This is a genomic window from Paenibacillus sp. J31P316 (genome assembly GCF_056269105.1).
The window spans coordinates 21,894-39,368 of record NZ_JBWDNI010000003.1; the positions used below are offsets into that span (position 1 = coordinate 21,894).

The 17,475-nt window shown below is 57.2% G+C and carries 13 protein-coding genes; 12 read left to right on the top strand and 1 reads right to left on the bottom strand.

The annotated features are described in order from the left end of the window. Positions 1-41: 41 nt before the first annotated feature. From AC0YNU_RS11320 to AC0YNU_RS11355, 8 genes are all read left to right on the top strand, one after another. Positions 42-554 (top strand): hypothetical protein, encoded by a 513-nt coding sequence (locus tag AC0YNU_RS11320; RefSeq protein WP_475756328.1) that lies wholly within the window; start codon positions 42-44, stop codon positions 552-554. Between the two features lie 125 nt (positions 555-679). Further along, complete coding sequence (locus tag AC0YNU_RS11325; protein ID WP_475756330.1) at positions 680-1,213, top strand: hypothetical protein; 534 nt, start codon at positions 680-682, stop codon at positions 1,211-1,213. 119 nt (positions 1,214-1,332) lie between these two features. Next, complete coding sequence (locus tag AC0YNU_RS11330) at positions 1,333-2,016, top strand: class I SAM-dependent methyltransferase (RefSeq protein WP_475756332.1); 684 nt, start codon at positions 1,333-1,335, stop codon at positions 2,014-2,016. Positions 2,017-2,260: 244 nt separating this feature from the next. Next, positions 2,261-3,376 (top strand): N-acetylmuramoyl-L-alanine amidase, encoded by a 1,116-nt coding sequence (locus AC0YNU_RS11335; RefSeq protein WP_475756334.1) that lies wholly within the window; start codon positions 2,261-2,263, stop codon positions 3,374-3,376. Positions 3,377-3,626: 250 nt separating this feature from the next. After that, positions 3,627-4,562, top strand: a complete 936-nt coding sequence (locus AC0YNU_RS11340) for an AraC family transcriptional regulator (RefSeq protein ID WP_475756337.1) — start codon at positions 3,627-3,629, stop codon at positions 4,560-4,562. Positions 4,563-4,679: 117 nt separating this feature from the next. After that, entirely contained in the window at positions 4,680-7,286 is a 2,607-nt protein-coding gene (locus AC0YNU_RS11345) for a discoidin domain-containing protein (protein WP_475756340.1), read from the top strand. 122 nt (positions 7,287-7,408) lie between these two features. Further along, positions 7,409-8,848: a glycoside hydrolase family 71/99 protein gene (locus AC0YNU_RS11350; RefSeq protein ID WP_475756342.1), complete on the top strand. Its 1,440-nt coding sequence runs from the start codon at positions 7,409-7,411 to the stop codon at positions 8,846-8,848. Between the two features lie 522 nt (positions 8,849-9,370). Next, entirely contained in the window at positions 9,371-11,560 is a 2,190-nt protein-coding gene (locus AC0YNU_RS11355) for an acyltransferase family protein (protein WP_475756345.1), read from the top strand. A gap of 130 nt (positions 11,561-11,690) precedes the next feature. Here AC0YNU_RS11355 and AC0YNU_RS11360 read toward each other — a convergent pair whose 3' ends face one another. Next, positions 11,691-11,930 (bottom strand): hypothetical protein, encoded by a 240-nt coding sequence (locus tag AC0YNU_RS11360; protein WP_475756347.1) that lies wholly within the window; start codon positions 11,928-11,930, stop codon positions 11,691-11,693. A 701-nt stretch (positions 11,931-12,631) separates the two neighbouring features. Here AC0YNU_RS11360 and AC0YNU_RS11365 point away from each other — a divergent pair. From AC0YNU_RS11365 to AC0YNU_RS11380, 4 genes are all read left to right on the top strand, one after another. Continuing rightward, positions 12,632-13,759, top strand: a complete 1,128-nt coding sequence (locus tag AC0YNU_RS11365) for a BMP family ABC transporter substrate-binding protein (protein WP_475756350.1) — start codon at positions 12,632-12,634, stop codon at positions 13,757-13,759. Between the two features lie 120 nt (positions 13,760-13,879). Continuing rightward, positions 13,880-15,403 carry an ABC transporter ATP-binding protein gene (locus tag AC0YNU_RS11370; protein ID WP_475756352.1) on the top strand — a complete coding sequence of 508 codons (1,524 nt, stop codon included), beginning with the start codon at positions 13,880-13,882 and terminating at the stop codon, positions 15,401-15,403. Then, positions 15,400-16,485, top strand: a complete 1,086-nt coding sequence (locus tag AC0YNU_RS11375) for an ABC transporter permease (protein ID WP_475756354.1) — start codon at positions 15,400-15,402, stop codon at positions 16,483-16,485. Before AC0YNU_RS11370 ends, AC0YNU_RS11375 begins: the two co-directional genes overlap by 4 nt. A 3-nt stretch (positions 16,486-16,488) precedes the next feature. Then, positions 16,489-17,445 (top strand): ABC transporter permease, encoded by a 957-nt coding sequence (locus AC0YNU_RS11380; protein ID WP_475756356.1) that lies wholly within the window; start codon positions 16,489-16,491, stop codon positions 17,443-17,445. Positions 17,446-17,475 lie beyond the last annotated feature (30 nt).

Sequence of the window (17,475 nt, forward strand, 5' to 3'; positions counted from 1 at the left end):
AAGATGACGCTGCGTCCAGATGCGAGGAGATGGTGTTTGTTATGAAGAGGCATGTACTGGCAATCGCGCTGACCATTCTAGGTGTTTCGGCTTGCATTTCAACGGTGTCGGCTGTTGATAACGAGTACACGCCAGTCAAGCAAACGCCGGATACCATTACGGTGTTCATCCATGGCATCGACGTGAAGAACGGTCACGAAACGCTGCAGGCGGACCCGATCGAGTGGTTCGAAGGCAAAGCGGCAGACGAGGAATTCCTGAAGCGCGAGTCGGATTCCGGTCTCGACGGCGCGCCGGACGGTTATTATATCGTGAACGATGACGAGAAGCTGGAGACGCTCGAGGTGGATCCGCAAGCCGGCGTCGTCATGCAGATCTACGACCGTACGGGCAGCCTGGTGGATGCGACGACGGAGTGGAACCAATCGATCTCCTTGGCGAAGTTCAATGCGATCTACCGGAACAATGCCGTTCTCGACGTGAGCGCATATCCGTATCATCTGACGATCAAGAACGGGAAGGTCGTCCGCATCGTGCAGCAGTTCGTGCCTTGATCGACGGCGCACTCCAAGAACATAATTCCGAACCCTTTCGCGATAGCGGAAGGGTTTTTCGTTTGCCTGGCGTAAGTTTATGGGAGACAGGCTTTAGTTGGCCGACAACGAAGGAGCTGGTTCGCATGTTCGATCCTACGATATTCGATAACCTGAAGGTGGCCGTCGAGAATTACGTTTACGACTTGGACAATTTGGATGCCCGCGTCGTCATTACGAATCGCATCGACCGGCTGGAGATGGCCGTCATGGGACGGGTGTTCGCGCTGCAGTTTACACTGGCGAAGGGCAGCGGCATTACCGCCGAGATTCGGCTGGAGGCGTCGCTGAAGGATTTGGCTGCCGAACTATTGGAACAGGAGGGGGCATCGCCGGGCTGCGCGGTCAGACTCCGTTTCTATATGCCCGTGGAAGAGGTAGAAGCAACATGCGCTTACGTAGAACAGCAGTTGACCGAACTTTGGCAGACGGACATGCCGCCTACGCAAATGATCAGCTATCTGTATGGCGAAGGGGCGGTCCCGTCCTATCAGAACGAGATCGAAGTGCATTTCAACCGCAAAATCAACGAGGAGCAGATGGACGATCTGCCCGGGCTGATCGAGCATATGGTGCAAACGCTGGAAACGCTTGAAGCGTTCGCGGGAGAACTTGCGTAATTGCATAACCGGCAGTGGCAGCCGAGGCATAGGCCAAACCAATGACGGATATAGGTACTTCGTATTTCACGCGCGCCGCTCATCGGATTATGATGGTTATAATCTTGGAGGTGGACGTTATGGATAATATGAACCACGTGCGCGCGACGTTCGACGGCGCGGCCGGCGGCTACGATGAGCAGCGCCGCAAATTGATTCCTTGCTTTGACGATTTCTACGGTACCGCCGTTGCGCTGGCGGAGACGCGGGAATCTCGGCCCCGAATACTCGATCTTGGAGCGGGTACGGGCTTGCTGTCCTCCCTGCTTCTGCGGAAGCACCCCGAGGCTCGGCTGACGCTGATCGACCTGTCGGATAACATGCTGGCCGTCGCGAAGGAACGGTTTGCCGGACGGACAGGCATTGAATACGTGCGCGAGGATTATACGTCGTATACCGCGGAGCAGGCTTGCGATTTGATTGTATCGGGCTTGTCGATTCATCATCTTACGGACGAGGGCAAGCAGGCTGTATATCGGAATGCCTACGACAATTTGAAGCCGGGCGGAATCTTCATCAATGCCGATCAGGTGCTTGGGCATACGCCGTTCATCGATGCGCTCTATAAGGAAGACTGGAAGCGTAAGATCGAAGCGAGCGGACTGACGCGCGCGGAGCTGGATGCCGCGTACGAACGGACCAAGATCGACCGCATGTCGGGACTCGGCGAGCAGCTGGAATGGCTTGCGCGGGCCGGCTTCTCGGATGCGGACTGCGTCTATAAGTCCGGCAATTTTGTCGTCCTGTTCGGCAGGAAGCTATAAGCGGAGGCTTGGCGCTCCTTGCTGCCGGTATTCTTGAGGGAATGCCGGTTTTTTTGTTTCCTAAGGACAGAGCCCTATCCTTATAATCCCGAAGCCCTTGGCCGATATAGTACATGGCACCTAAATTGCAGGCCCGGATGACGTAATCGAATCGTGGAAGAATGTTCTATTTTACCGATGTTGAATTTTTCCAGCGCCTGCTATAATGGTATTCTACCTTTTCAATAGCCTGGAAGGAGATTCTATGCGAATTAAATGGATTGGTTGTCTGGCACTTATTCTTGTTGTCATCGTCGGCGGTTTCGGCTTGCGTACTCATGACGCTTCGGCCGTAACCAAGCTCCCTTATCAAGCGAAAGTCACGGCCACCGCCTTGAATGTCCGAAGCGAGCCTTCTCTGCAGGCTTCCGTCGTCGGGCAGCTGAAGTCGGGGGCCGTAGTAACCGTCACGGAGGAAGACGACGACGGCTGGGTACAGATCAAAGGATCCAGGATTTCCGGCTACGCGGCCGGATACCTGCTGCATCGGACGGACAGCAGCGGCCAAACGGCAAGTTCATCCTCGTCCAGCGTCGGCGGCAAGGCAAGCTCGAGCCCGGGTTCTACCGCGACCGTAACCGCGGATTCCCTGCGCATTCGTTCCGGACCTGGGACAGGCTACTCGGTGATCGGTTCCTTGAAGCAGGGGGAGCAGGTTACCGTCGCGGGCAGCCAAAGCGATTGGCTGAAGATCCGTACGTCGGACGGCTCGACGGGCTGGGTGGCCAAGGAGTACGTCGGTCAAGGCGCGCCGCAGCAGACGCATTCGTCCGGCAAAGGCATTAGAGGCAAGCTGATCGTCGTCGATGCCGGCCATGGCGGCAGCGATCCGGGCATGATCGGAACGACGTACGAGACGCAGGAGAAGGAGCTGACGCTTAGCACCGCGCAGTACGTGAAGCAGGAGCTGACTCGGCTGGGCGCGAAGGTGATCATGACGCGGACGACGGACGTGAAGCCGGAGCTGTCGGAGCGGGTGCGCATCAGCGAATCCAACCGCGCGGATGCGTTCGTCAGCATCCATTACAACTCCTCGGAGAAGAAAACCAGCGGCACGCTGACGTTCTTCTATTCCGAGAAGAAGGACAAGCCGCTTGCGAATGCGATCGAAGCGGAGCTGGGCAAGTCCGGCATCGGTCTTCGCAGCAACGGCCTCTCCTTCGGCGATCTGTACGTGCTTCGGGAAAATAGCACGGTAGCCGCGTTGGTAGAGCTAGGCTTCCTCTCCAACGCCAAGGACGAATCGATCGTCCGCGGGTCGGGGTACCAGAAGAGCGCAGCCGCGGCGATCGCGCGCGGCGTGGCGGATTATTTCAACTGATTCGACGGAAGTTCGGCACGGCGGATAGGACGATGTTCTGTTCGCTGCAGACGCGGCAAGCAACGAACGTCGGCGGTAAAGGTCTTCGGCTATTCATGCTGAAGGCCTTTTTTGCGCGCTGCGGCAGCATTGGAAGATTCGAAGATTCGTCTATAATGGATATCCAATGAGTCACCTCAATTAATTATCCACTATCGGCGGCAATTCCATTACAATGAAGATCAATCAGACCCCGCGGAGGAGAATGCCCGTGAAGATCGATTTTCGTACCATCGCGCCGTACGTCCGATTCGTTCAGGATTATCATGGCTATGACGATTACAAGATACAGCCCCGCGTGATCTACGATCATGAGATCATTTTCGTGAAGAAGGGCAAGTGCGCGTACCGGATCGGCGAGAAGGAATATACGCTCCGCAGCGGGGACGTGCATTTCATGCCGCCGAACGTGCAGCATTCGTGCCATGTGCCGAAGGGGGAAGAATTCTCGTATTTCGCGGTCCATTTCGATCTCGTTTATATGGGGGAAAAGCTGGATTTCTCCGCGGACGACGTCTACGTACTGCTGTATGGCGAGATCGACGAAGTGCCGTACGACGAGGAATTGGCGGGGCGGCCGGCGCCGGAGTTCCGGGAGGTGCAGTTTCCGTTCGTCATGCAGGCTGGCGATACGATCGTGCTGCATGAGTGGTTTCAGCGGATGCTGGCGGCGTACAGGTCGAAGCATTTCGGCTACGAGATGGAGCTGCGCGCGTTCCTGCTGCTGATCCTTGCCCGGATGACGGCCTCGGTCGTGAACAATGCCGGTATTTCGAAGGAACACGCGCATGGCGGCAAAATCGCTTTCGCGATGAACTATATGGAGCAGCGTTATGACGAGCAGGTGGATTTGAGGCGGCTGGCAGACGACGCCGGCATGTCGCCGTCCTATTTTCGTGCTTTATTCAAGGGAGCTACCGGCCGGACGCCGCTGGAATTCCTGACCGCGGTTCGCATGGAGCGGGCAAAGGCGCTGCTGCTCGAAGGGAATTTTCCGATTCACGAGATTTCGGCGCGGGTCGGGTATGCGGACATTCACTATTTCAGCAATTTGTTCAAAAAAATCGAAGGACTCTCGCCGCGAAATTATCGGCTGTCCGTCCAGCGCGGCGCAAGCGGAGGGAAGAGAGACAGCGGTGCAGAATGAGCCTGCAGGGCGTCGATAATTACAACTTTTTAGTCGCGTATCCTTCAAACACCGAAATAAGAAAGCGGTTACAATGATGGAGTCAGCTCATTATCGAAACGAGAGGGGACTTCAGTTATGAACCGATTTTGGAAGAAGCTGTCCGCAAGCGCGGCAGGCTTGGCGCTGCTGCTCGGCGCCGGAGAGGGAATCGGATTGACGGGCGCGGGCGGGATCGCGCACGCGAACAACACGACGTATTACGTCAACAACCAGAGCGGCTCCGGCTGCAGCAATGCTGGAGCGGGCACGTCCAGCGCGGCGCCGTGGTGCGATTTCACGCCGGTCAACGCGGCGACGTTCCAGCCTGGCGATCAGATTCTGCTCGCTCGGGGCGCGGTGTGGAACCAAGTGCTGCAGCTGCACGGGTCCGGCACGAGCGGGTCCTGGATTACTCTGGATGCGTACGGCAGCGGCAGCAAGCCGAAGATTCAGCGCAGCGGCAGCGCAAATGATCGAACGGTGTACATGTACGACCCCTCCTATTGGAACGTGCGCAATCTGGAGGTCGCGAACGCCGGCGACGGCATTCGGGTCAGCTATTCCACGCTCGGGCACGAGGGGCTGCGTTTCGATAACCTCTACATCCATAACATCGACAATGTAGTAAACGCCAGCCCGACCACGCCGGACGGCGTCTATTATTCGACGGGCATTCTGATCGACGCGAACGCGGCGCCGTACCCGACGACGAGCCAATGGGTGAGCCGGGATATCGTCATTTCGAATTCGGAGATCGCCTACACGACCGCGCCGATTACCATTATCGACCAAGTGACGTCGAGCAGCGAGGAGACGAAGAACGCATTTCTGAACGTGCGGCTCAAGAATCTGAACATTCACCATGCCAAAGGGCCGATGGGCGTCCGCAACACGACCGACTTCATCATGATGGACTCCCGGATGGACAGCATCGGCTATGTAGCTCTGCCGCAGGGCACGACGGGCATTTTCGTCTGGAAAACCGACAATTACGGCTTTATCAACAACGTGCTGAACAACGTGCCCGCCACCGGTTCGCCGGACGAGACGATGATCGACATGGAAGGATATACGAACAACACGTACTACTACGGTAATTATATTTCGAATACGAACGGTCCCGGAATGGAATTCCTGCAATTAGGCGGCGGCAATCCGCCGAGAAATCCGGCGCTCGACCATAACACCAACAACACGGTAGCCGGCAATACGTTCGATTCCAATCACGGTTACGCGATGAAGACGATCAACAGCTCCAGCAACCCGACGGGCACGATCAGCGACAATCTCTATTACGAGCCGGGCTCGGGCCTGACGACGGGCAGCTTTGCGGGCTTCACGCAGACCAATAATATCAGCATTTCTTCCGCAAGCAATCTCTACAATGGAGGGAAGCAGTACAGCGGCACGGCCAACACGGGCGGCAGCTCCTGCACGACGGGAAGCGCCTGCTGGTCTTACCAGCTGTATAACGGCAGCAGCTACGGCGCGCTCGGCTACGATTCCGTCAATGATTGGTGGGGCACCTCGGGCGGCAACGTATCGCGGTTCAACCTGCTTCCGAACGCGACGTCCAGCAACTGGGCGGCCAAAGCATGGACGGCGCCGAGCACGGGCACGATCAGCCTCCGCGGACGCGTGCTGAAGAGCGACATTTCCGGCGGGGACGGCGTGAAGGCGCGGATTACGAAGAACGGCAGCGTGATCTGGCCGGCTTCCGGAACGCCGCAGACGATCGCCTTCAACAACCAATCCGGCCATTCGGCGAACTTGGACGCCGTTGCCGTCAGCACAGGCGACGTCATTCGCTTCGAAGTGAACAACGGGGGCAGCGGCAATGCGACGGCGGATACGGTCAGCTGGTCGCCGACGGTCGCTTACACGAGCGTCAGCGGCAGCTGCACGCCGGGAACGAATTTGGCCCTATGCCATACGTACAGCTCTTCCTCGCAATGGGACGGTTCGCAGACGGCGGACCAAGCGTTCGACGGCAATTCGTCGACGAATTGGCAGTCCGCGCCGGGATCGTATAGCGGACAATGGCTGGAAGTGAATTTCGGCGCCAATACGACCTTCGACAAAGTGGTGCTCTCGGAATACGGCAGCCGCACGAGCGGGTTCCGCATCGAATATTGGAACGGCTCCGCATGGACCACGGCCTACACCGGCACGTCGATCGGCAGCGTGGCATCTCCGAGCACGCATACGTTCACGCCGGTCACGGGCAGCAAGGCGCGGATTTACTATACGGGCGGCACGAGCACGCCGATTCTGTACGAATTCGAGATTTACAACTCGGGCTGCGGCGGCGCGAACCTGACGCGCTGCAAGACGTACAGCAGCTCGTCCAACTGGGATGCGACCCGCACGGCGGCGCAGGCGTTCGACGGCGACTATACGACCGTCTGGCAGACGGCCGGCGGCGCGACGGTGAACGGCAGCTGGGTGGAAGTGAATTTCGGCGCCAGCACGACGTTCAGCCGGGCCGTCCTGTCGGAATACGGCAGCCGGACGACGGGCTACCGCATCGAGTACTGGAACGGCACGTCGTGGGCGACCGCGTACACGGGCACTTCAATGGGCAGCGTGGCGTCGCCGAGCACCCATACGTTCACGGCGGTGACGGGGACGAAGGCGAGAATTTATTTTACGTCGGGCATCGATATCCCGTTGATTTACGAATTCGAGCTGTACGCGACTTAATAAATGAAGCAGCATATGACGTAGGATGGCTAAAGGAGATTAACGGGCAAAGACATCAGATACAAATGGCCCATGAAGTCTCAAGGAACTAATGACATCAGGAACAATGGAGGGACTTGCAAGTGAACGAGACGACTGGAACTTTTCTCGCGGGCGCCATCCGGTGGGACGCCTGGTTTCCGACCAACGCTTCGTACCCGGGGTTCGTGGATCCCTCGCTATATGCGCAATACGGCAGCAGGGAGCCGATCGACGGCTGGTTTGATTCGGAAGTGCCGGATCATGCGGAGCGCGTCGACAAGCAGATTCAGGCTGCGGCGGACGGCATGCTCGATTTCTGGGCGTTCGTCTGGTACCCCGACGACGATGCGCACGAAGGCATTCGGAAGCTGAACAACCCGCTCAAGGACTACCTGGCTTCTGCCAAACACGGGCTGCTGCAATTCGCGCTTGTCCTGCAGACGGGCTGGGTGGCGGGACGGCAGCAGCAAGAGCGCAGAGGATGGCGCGAGCGGAACGTTCCGGAATTCCTGTCGCTCATGCAAGACCCTCAGTACGTGCTCGTGGACGGCAACCGTCCCCTCGTGTTCTGGATGGACACGGAATTTCTCGATCACGAGGAACGGGGCTTCGGGGCGTCTTGGGCGGAGGAGCTGGCCTATCTAGCCGATGCCTGCAGGCAGGCCGGGCTGGGAGCGCCGTACTTGGTCGACATGCGCAACGATTACGATTCCGCGGGGCGCTTCGGGTTCGACGGCGTGTCGGATTACGGGCCGGCGTCCCACAAAGGTCAAGGGCATTACAGCTTCGCGGAGCTGGCGCGCCATGACCGCGATAAACGCAAGCCCGAGCACGGGCTTGCGATCGTCCCGGGCGTGAGCGCTGTCATCGATCCGAGCCCGCGCCATAACGACGCGTGGACGAAAACGGTCGGGGCCAGCTACTACGGGTTCTCGTTCGAGTATCCGACGTACGCCGAGTGGTTCGAGCATTTAAGCGAAATGCGGGATTGGCTGCATGCGAATCCGCAGCATACCTGCTCGCCGCCGGTGATGGCCATCTATGCCTGGAACGAGCTGGACGAAGGCGGGCCCGGCATCATGCCGACGAAGCAGGAGGGTACGATGTTCCTGGATGCGATCCGGGCGGTCAAGACGGGCGTTCATCCGGAACGGATCGAGAACCGGGTAAACGACTCCAATCCGGCGATCGATTATGTGGGGTCCTGGCGGCGCGAGCGCGGGATTGCCGGCTGCTACAACGACGATTTTACCTGGAGCGCGACGATAGGGGACTCGTTCTCGGTCACGTTCGGCGGGACGTGGCTTCAGCTGTGCGGCGAGCTTGACGGCGCCGTCGCGGTTATCGAGCTGGACGGTGCGCTGGCAGTGGAGGCGAACGGCCTCGCGGCGCAAGGGGCGGATCGCAACCGTTCGGCGGTATGGTTCGAAGCGGCGGGCCTAGCCCCTGGCGTCCATACGGTGAAGGTGACCGTGGGCGGTCATGCGGAGGGCGGAACCGCCGACTTCCGCGTGGCGCTCGACGTACTCCGATTCGGATGATTTTCACCGTTCGGAAACGCCGCGAATTTCACGCAAAAGTTGCACGGGGTGCACTACATTAGCGGGAGAGCAGCGAATTCGGAGCAAGAGTTGCACTTCGCGCAAGAAGTGCACCCCATGCACTACATCCCCTTGCTCTACACTTATAGGGCCGAATGCCCTGGCAGCGCAAGTGGCAAGGCTGCCGAGACGTAGTTTTACCGCTGCCGAAACGCTGCTCTGGGGCAGATGTTTTTTATTTGCTGGCGTGGCATAAAAAAGAGAAATCCATCGTTAAGTTTAACGTGGGCTTCTCTGCGAATCGAGAAGGAAGGGCCACAGGGCCTTTCCTTCTTTTTTTGTCGGCTTCGCCAAGCGGCGGCTAGTAGGAAAGTTGGACAGCTTCGCTAAATTAACACCGAGTTGTAACTCTTCTGTAACGACATTAATTAGGGGACGTTTTATAATCGTCCATGTAGCCGAAATCAGCGGTAATTGAGACAGCAAGAGGGGTCATTTCCCCTTCTGGAAGGAGAATGCTTTATGCCAAAACCTATTGGAAGCAGCCGGTATATGCCAGGACTCGACGGATTGCGGGCGATCGCCGTTCTAGCAGTCATTGCGTATCATCTTAACCTCTCTTGGGTGCCGGGCGGTTTGCTAGGTGTCGGTATATTCTTCGTCCTTTCCGGATACCTCATTACGGACATTTTACTTAAGCAGTATGCCAAATCAGGACGGCTCGATCTGCGGGACTTTTGGATCCGCCGCGCACGCCGGCTGCTCCCGGCGATGATGATTATGCTCGCCCTCGTTACGGCGTGGCTGCTGATTACCGATTCGCAGCGGCTCGCCTCCATGAAGGGGGAGATCGTCTCGGCGCTGCTCTACTATAGCAACTGGCGTCTTATCTTTCACGATGTCTCTTATTTCGAAAGCTTCGGACCGCCTTCGCCGCTTGGGCATCTGTGGTCGCTTGCGGTCGAAGAGCAATTCTATCTCGTATGGCCGATGGCGCTGCTGCTGCTCATTCGCGGCGTGAAGCGGCGCGGCAGGCTGATCCTGTGGATGTTGGCCGGCGCGGCCGTATCCGCAGGCGCGATGGCATTGATCTATGTACCCGGGCTGGATCCTAGCCGTGTTTATTACGGAACGGATACGCGGGCGTTCGGTCTGCTCATCGGGGCTGCATTAGCGGTCGCCTGGCCGAGCTGGAAGCTGAACGCATCGATATCGCGCCGCAGCAGGATGGCAGTGGATGCCGTAGGAACAGGCGGTTTGCTCATCGTGGCACTGATGATCGCGATGGTCGGCGAATATGATTCGTTCTTGTACCGTGGCGGCATGGTGGTACTGTCCTTTGCGGCAGCCGCGGTCGTCGCCGCGATGGCTCATCCGGCAAGCCGGCTGGCCCGCGCGATCGGCTGCAAGCCGCTGCAATGGCTGGGCGCACGCTCATATGGCATTTATTTGTACCATTATCCGGTAATTGCCCTGACGACGCCGGCCGCGCAGGTCGACGAGTTCCATCCGCTGCGGGCGCTGCTGCAAGTGCTGGCTTCCATGGCGCTCGCGGAATTGTCCTGGCGCTACGTGGAGGAGCCGATCCGCCACGGCGCGCTCGGCAAGCTGCGCAGCTGGCTGTTGACCGGCAGCCGGGGACCCCGGACCGGACGACGAAGACGCGGCGTGATGCTGGCCGGCATCTGCGCGCTCGTTATCGCGAGCGTATCCTGTTCCAATCAGAACAACTTGGTGCAAGGGGACGATGGCAAAACGCAGACGGAAGAAGGCCAAACGGTCAACGCCGGCGCATCCGGCAGCGGGGACGAGGGCACCGTGGATTCAGGAACGCAAGGAACGATCGCGGATGGCGGTTCAGGAGCGACGCATCAAGCCGGCGGTAGCGGAGGCAATGCAACGGATGAATCTTCGGGCGCGAATGCGGGCGGCATGGACTCCGGCGGCACGGGCAGCGAGAAGCCGGGCTCCGATGACGGAGCCGCGACTACGCCGAATGAAGCTGCGGATGGCGGAAAAGACAATGCCGGCAAGCCTATCGATTCCGGCAGCGCGGGCGGATCCGCAGATGGCGGTTCTCATGGAGCGGGAAACGCGGGTTCGGGCTCGAAGGACGGAGACGGCAGCAAAGACGCTGCTGGAACGGATGGCTCAGCCGGTAAACCTGGTGATTCCGGGTCGAACGGAGATTCCACGCCACCCGTCAATAACGGCGGCGACGACCAGCCTGTCATTCCGCCGGCAATTGCCGCCGACGGGGTCACCGTAATTGGCGATTCTGTCATTCTGGATGCGAAGCCTTTCCTGGAGGAACTCATGAAAGGTATCGTCGTAGACGGCAAGGTCGGCAGGCAATTTGCGCAGGCGGACGATGTTGTCGCGGATCTGAAGAAAAAGAACCAGCTGGGCAAGACGGTCGTCATCGAGCTGGGTACGAACGGATCGTTCACCGAGAAGCAACTCGATCAGCTGATGGAGGCCATTGGCCCGGATCGGACCGTTTACTTCGTGAATACGCGCGTGCCGCGCAAGTGGCAGGATACCGTCAATGACATGCTGGCCGATGCTGCCGCAACCATACCGAACACGAAGCTGATCGACTGGTATGCCGAAAGCAAGGACCATTTGGATTTCTTCGGCAAAGACGGGGTTCACTTGAAACGAAGCGGCGGCGAATTCTTCGCCAACCTGATCGCAGGGTCGCTTCAATAGACGATGGTTGAACATGAGGGAGGCCGAGAGGCCTCTCTTGTTTGTTTCCGGATGCAAGCAGCCGCGCGACGCGTGCTCCGCAACAAGAAAAGCGCCGGCATCTGCCAGCGCCGTCAGGCTGCTCGTTCGTTCAGCAATTCGGATAAGGATAGATATCGTTGATCTGATTAAATGGATAATGAAAGGTAGCGAACTGCGAAGCGTACATGTACTGCAGGACGTATACTTCGCCGCCCTGTACGGCGCATAGCTTGCCGGATACGCCTTGGCCGTTTTTTAAGGCTATGCCGACAGGACTGCCGACGAGATACATCGCCTTTTGCTGCAGCTGCGTATTGCCTTGGGATTGACCTGGATTAGGCATGAACATGAAGGAGCACTCCTTAGGAAGCAGAGAATGGAAGCTCTAGTAAACGTATGCCCCGGTACCCGGCTTAGGCACAGCGAATGCCTATTGTAATCATAAATAGATGCCTCACATGCGGTTGGCAGATTCCGGTGTCAAGCTGACATGAAGAGGATCTATTCAGACGCTCGCCATGCTGGCTAGCGTCCCTTGGTAGATCAGAATACGCGCGATTCGGACGTAAAAGCGTACCAATCGGAGGAGGTTTCGTTTGCGGAGTTGACCAAAAGGGTAAATTATTCCTGAAACGGATGTATTTCTGCTGCTCGTCGGTGGGAGCGGGGGAGAAGGTCGTTGCAGCAGCGTGCTGCCATAAGTTCTCTTGAGCTTCTGCTACGATTAATGCGGCCATAAGATTCATGCTTTCATTTAACCATGGACGAGCCGTTGTGTGCGTGGAGCGAAAAAGTCGGCAGAAATTTGGAAGAATTCCATCCTTTCGGGAATACTATCAACGTAAAAGAGTATATGTGAACATTGTGTCACTTAAATTAACATCGATCTCCAAAAGTTCACGTTCTTTTTAACAAAAGCTGTTTACAAAATAGCTAAATCCCCGTATATTTGATACATATCCAAACAAATGTTAAATAGGGATCTTTACAAATGTTCAGGTCAGGGGCGGCAGTACACTACTTAATTTTAAGAAATGAGGCGTTTCAATCATGAAGAAGAGTTTAAGCTTGCTTGTCATCTGCATGCTGGTGTTGGCATTGGCTGCGTGCGGCAGCAAAAATAACGGCGGCAACAACACAGATACAGGCAGCAACAACGGCGGTGCGAACAACGGCGGGGAGAAACCATCATTTAAAGCGGGCATGGTAACGGACTCTGGCACGATTGATGACAAATCCTTCAACCAAGGTACATGGGAAGGCTTGGAGCGCGCGACGAAAGAACTCGGCGTAGCAAGCAAATATCTGAAACCGGCCGGTACGACAGAAGCCGACTACATGAAAGAAATCGGCAACCTGTACGATGCGGGTTACAAAATGATCGTCGTTCCGGGCTTCAAATTCGAAACGGCCATCTATGCCTCGCAAGATAAATACAAAGACGCAAACTTCGTCCTGATCGACGGCTCGCCGCATACGGCTGACGACCCGACGCCTAAAGTCGGCACGAACACGGTATCGATCTTCTTCGCGGAGCATGAGTCGGGCTTCCTTGCCGGCGTAGCGACTGCGGTTCAACTGAAAGAGGGCGAAGCCGGCTTCATCGGCGGCATGGAAATTCCGCCGGTTCAGAAGTACAACTGGGGCTTCCAGCAAGGCGTGAAATACGCGAACGACAACTTCGGCACCAAGATCAGCATTAAGAAAGAGAACGTTGTCTACCAAGGCAGCTTCGACAACTCGGCGGCAGGCGGACAACTCGCGGCGCAAATGTACGACCGCGGCGTGAACGTTATCTTCACGGCGGCAGGCGGCGTAGGCGTAGGCGCGATCAACGAAGCGAAGAGCCGTGCGAAAGCCGGCAAAACGGCATGGATCATCGGCGTCGACGGCGACCAATACAAAGACGGCGTGTACGAAGGCGACAAATCCGTTATCTTGACATCGGCAATGAAGAAAGTCGACGAGGCTTCCTTCGATATGGTAAAAGCACTGAAAGAAGGCACCTTCCCGGGCGGCAAAACGTTGACGTTCGACATTAAGAACGACGGCGTAGGCATTCCGGCGGAGAATCCGAACCTGACGGAAGACACGATGACGAAGGTAACCGAAGCGATCGCGAAGCTGAAAAGCGGCGACGTGAAAGTTGCTGCTGAAAAAGGCGACCTGATCAAGTAAACGATTGCCATAAGCATGTCATATCCACGAAGAGACGGAGGCTCCGTCTCTTTTTGGTTACTATCTATCGATCGTGTACGTAAAGCATGATGCGAAAAAGGCGAAAAGGGGCCGTAACGTATGGATTTTGTAGTGGAAATGCTCAATATTCGCAAAGAGTTTCCGGGCGTCGTAGCCAACGACGACATTACGCTGCAGCTTCGGAGAGGCGAGATTCACGCGCTTCTCGGCGAGAACGGAGCCGGCAAATCCACGCTCATGAGCATTTTGTTCGGCATGTACCAGCCGGATCAGGGAAGCATTCAAATCAACGGGACTCCGGTGAAAATCGCGAATCCCAATGTCGCGAACAACTATGGCATCGGCATGGTCCATCAGCATTTCAAGCTGGTCAGCAATTTTACCGTTACTGAAAATATCATATTGGGCAACGAACTTACGTCGTGGGGCATGCTTAACCTTCAAGGCGCCGCGCGCAGGATCAAGGAGCTGTCCCAACATTACGGGCTGAATGTCGATCCGAATGCGAAGATCGAGGACATCTCGGTCGGCATGCAGCAGCGGGTCGAGATTTTGAAGATGCTGTACCGCAACGCCGAAGTGCTCATTCTCGACGAGCCGTCGGCCGTCTTGACGCCGAAGGAAATCGAAGAACTGATCAAGATCATGCTTAATTTGGTCAAAGAGGGCAAATCGATCATCATTATTACCCATAAGCTGAAGGAAATCAAAGCGGCGGCCGACCGCTGCACCGTCATTCGCCGCGGCAAGACGATCGGCACGGTCGACGTCAAGACGACGAGCGAGGCCAAGATGGCCGAAATGATGGTCGGGCGGGATGTCACGTTCACGGTGACGAAGGAAAGCAGCAAGCCGGGCGAAGTGATTTTGCAGCTGAGCGATCTGACCGTCAAGAACACCAAGAACGTTGCCGGCTTGAAGAACTTCTCGCTCGACGTGCGCGCGGGGGAAATCGTGGGCATCTCCGGCGTGGAAGGCAATGGGCAGACGGAGCTGGTCGAAGCTATTACCGGCCTGCGCAAAGCGGAAAGCGGCAGCATTCTCCTGGATGGACAAGACATTACCCGGGATTCCATTCGTTCGCGGATCGACAAAGGGATCGCGCACATTCCCGAGGATCGGCAGAAGCGCGGACTCGTGCTGGACTACACGCTGGAGGATAACATGATTCTCGAAGTGTATAATCGGGAGCCGTTCTCCAAACGCGGCATTCTGAATCGGCAGGCTATTCGCAAATACGCAAGCGCGATCCTGAGCAGCTTCGACGTGCGATCAGGCCGCGGACCGTTGTCGGTGACCCGTTCGTTGTCCGGCGGCAATCAGCAGAAGGCGATCATCGGGCGCGAAATCGAGCTCAATCCTTCGCTGCTTATTGCCGTTCAGCCTACGCGCGGCCTCGACGTCGGCTCCATCGAATACATCCATAAGCGGCTCATCGAGCACCGGGACAACGGCAAAGCGGTCCTGCTGATCTCGCTTGAGCTCGACGAGGTCATTAACGTTTCCGACCGCATCGCGGTCGTGAATAATGGCGAATTGATCGGCGTCGTCAACGCGGACGAGACGAACGAACAAGAGATCGGCCTCATGATGGCCGGCGTAGGCAGAGGGGGAGAACAATGAGAAACCTCGTCATATCCCTGTGTGCCGTGCTGTTCGGCTTGATTGGCGGCGGCATCCTGATGGCGGCTACGGGGCATGATCCGTTCGAAGGCTATAAATTCCTGTTCCAAGGGGGCCTCAAAAACTCCCAGCGCCTCGGCGATACGCTGGCGACGGGAACGCCGCTGGTCTTCACGGGACTATCGGTAGCGTTCGCTTTCCGAACGGGTCTCTTCAACATCGGTGCCGCTGGCCAAATGCTGTTCGGCGGCTTCTGCGCCACGGTGATCGGCTTGAACATCGACACGTCCAGGCCGCTGCTGCTGCTCATGATGATCGTGGCGGCTATTCTTGGAGGCGCCGTGTGGGCGTTCATCCCGGGGCTGTTGAAAGCCCGGTTCAACGTTCACGAGGTCGTATCCACGATCATGATGAACTGGATCGCCTATTGGACGATCTATTACGCAGTGCCGGCGTACCTCAAAGCAGAATCCGTGGAGACGGAATCCCGTCTTCTTCCGGACAAAGCAACGCTCAAGTCGGCGTTCCTCTCCGACATGTTCGGCGGATCTTACCTCAACATGGGAATTTACGTCGCGGTTATCGTCGTGATCGTCATCGCGTTCATCATCAATAAGACGACGCTCGGATATGAGCTCAAAGCGGTCGGTTACAACCGCCATTCCGCGGAATACGCGGGCATCAAGGTAAACCGGAGCATCATCACCTCGATGCTGATCTCCGGCGCGCTCGCCGGCCTCGGCGGGATGGCGCAATTTGCGGGCAATGGCGCCAACATCCAGATCGGCGTTCTGCCGACGCAAGGGTATGACGGCATTGCCGTGGCTCTGCTCGGAGCGAACTCGCCGATTGGCGTATTGATCTCCGCGTTGTTCTTCGGCCTGTTGTACTCGGGACGGGGCTTCATGAACGCCATGACGGACATTCCCCCGGAAATCGCGGATTCCATCATTGCGATCATTATTTATTTCGCGGCGACCAGCGTGCTGATGGACAGACTGATCACCCGTATCATGAACCGCCGGAGGGCGGCCGCGGGCGCAGGCACAGGCGGACCGGTCAGCGGAAAGGAGAACGCATAACCTATGTGGACGACAATCGAGCAAATTTTCCCGTACGCGATCATGTTCACCATTCCGCTTCTGATCACCGCCCTGGGCGGACTGTTCAGCGAGCGAAGCGGCGTCGTCAATATCGGCCTGGAAGGGCTGATGGTCATGGGATCCTTCATCGGCGCGCTCGCGATCAGCAAGCTGCAGGAGGCATGGCCGACGCATACCGTAGCCGCTATCTGGGTCGGCTTGCTGCTTGCGTTGGCGGCAGGGGTCCTCTTCTCCTTGCTGCATGCATTCGCGAGCGTCCACTTGAGCGCGAACCAGGTCATCAGCGGAACCGCGATCAATATGATCGCAGGCGCCATTACGGTGTTCTTGTCCCGGAACATTACGGGCAGCGGGAACATTCGCCTAACGAACGGTTTCCAGTCCTTCGATGTTCCTTGGTTATCCGATATACCGGTCATCGGGCCGCTGCTGTTCACGAAGACCTACTGGACGACATGGCTCATTCTGGCCGTCGTGCTGATAAGCGCGTTTATCCTGAAAAAGACGCCGTTCGGCCTTCGATTGCGCGCCTGCGGCGAATATCCGCAAGCAGCGGAAGCGGCAGGTGTCAACGTTCGCAGAATGCGTTATATTGGGGTTATGATTTCCGGTGCATTCGCCTCGCTCGGCGGCGCGATTCTGCTAGTCACGATTGCCGGTGAGTTCACGGGCACGGTTGCCGGACTTGGCTTCCTGTCCTTGGCGGCGCTTATTTTCGGACAATGGCGGCCGCTCGGCATCCTGGCAGCGACGCTGTTCTTCGGCTTCGCCAGCACGGTCGCCAACGTATCGCAGGTCATTCCCGCGCTGCAGGATATTCCTCCGATCATCCTTAAACTGTTTCCATACGTGATTACGCTGATCGCGCTCGTAATTTTCTCCAAGAGCTCGCAGGCGCCGAAAGCGGCAGGGGAGGTATTCGATTCCGGAAAACGTTAACGATTGCATGGGATAGGGGAGTGTTGAGAA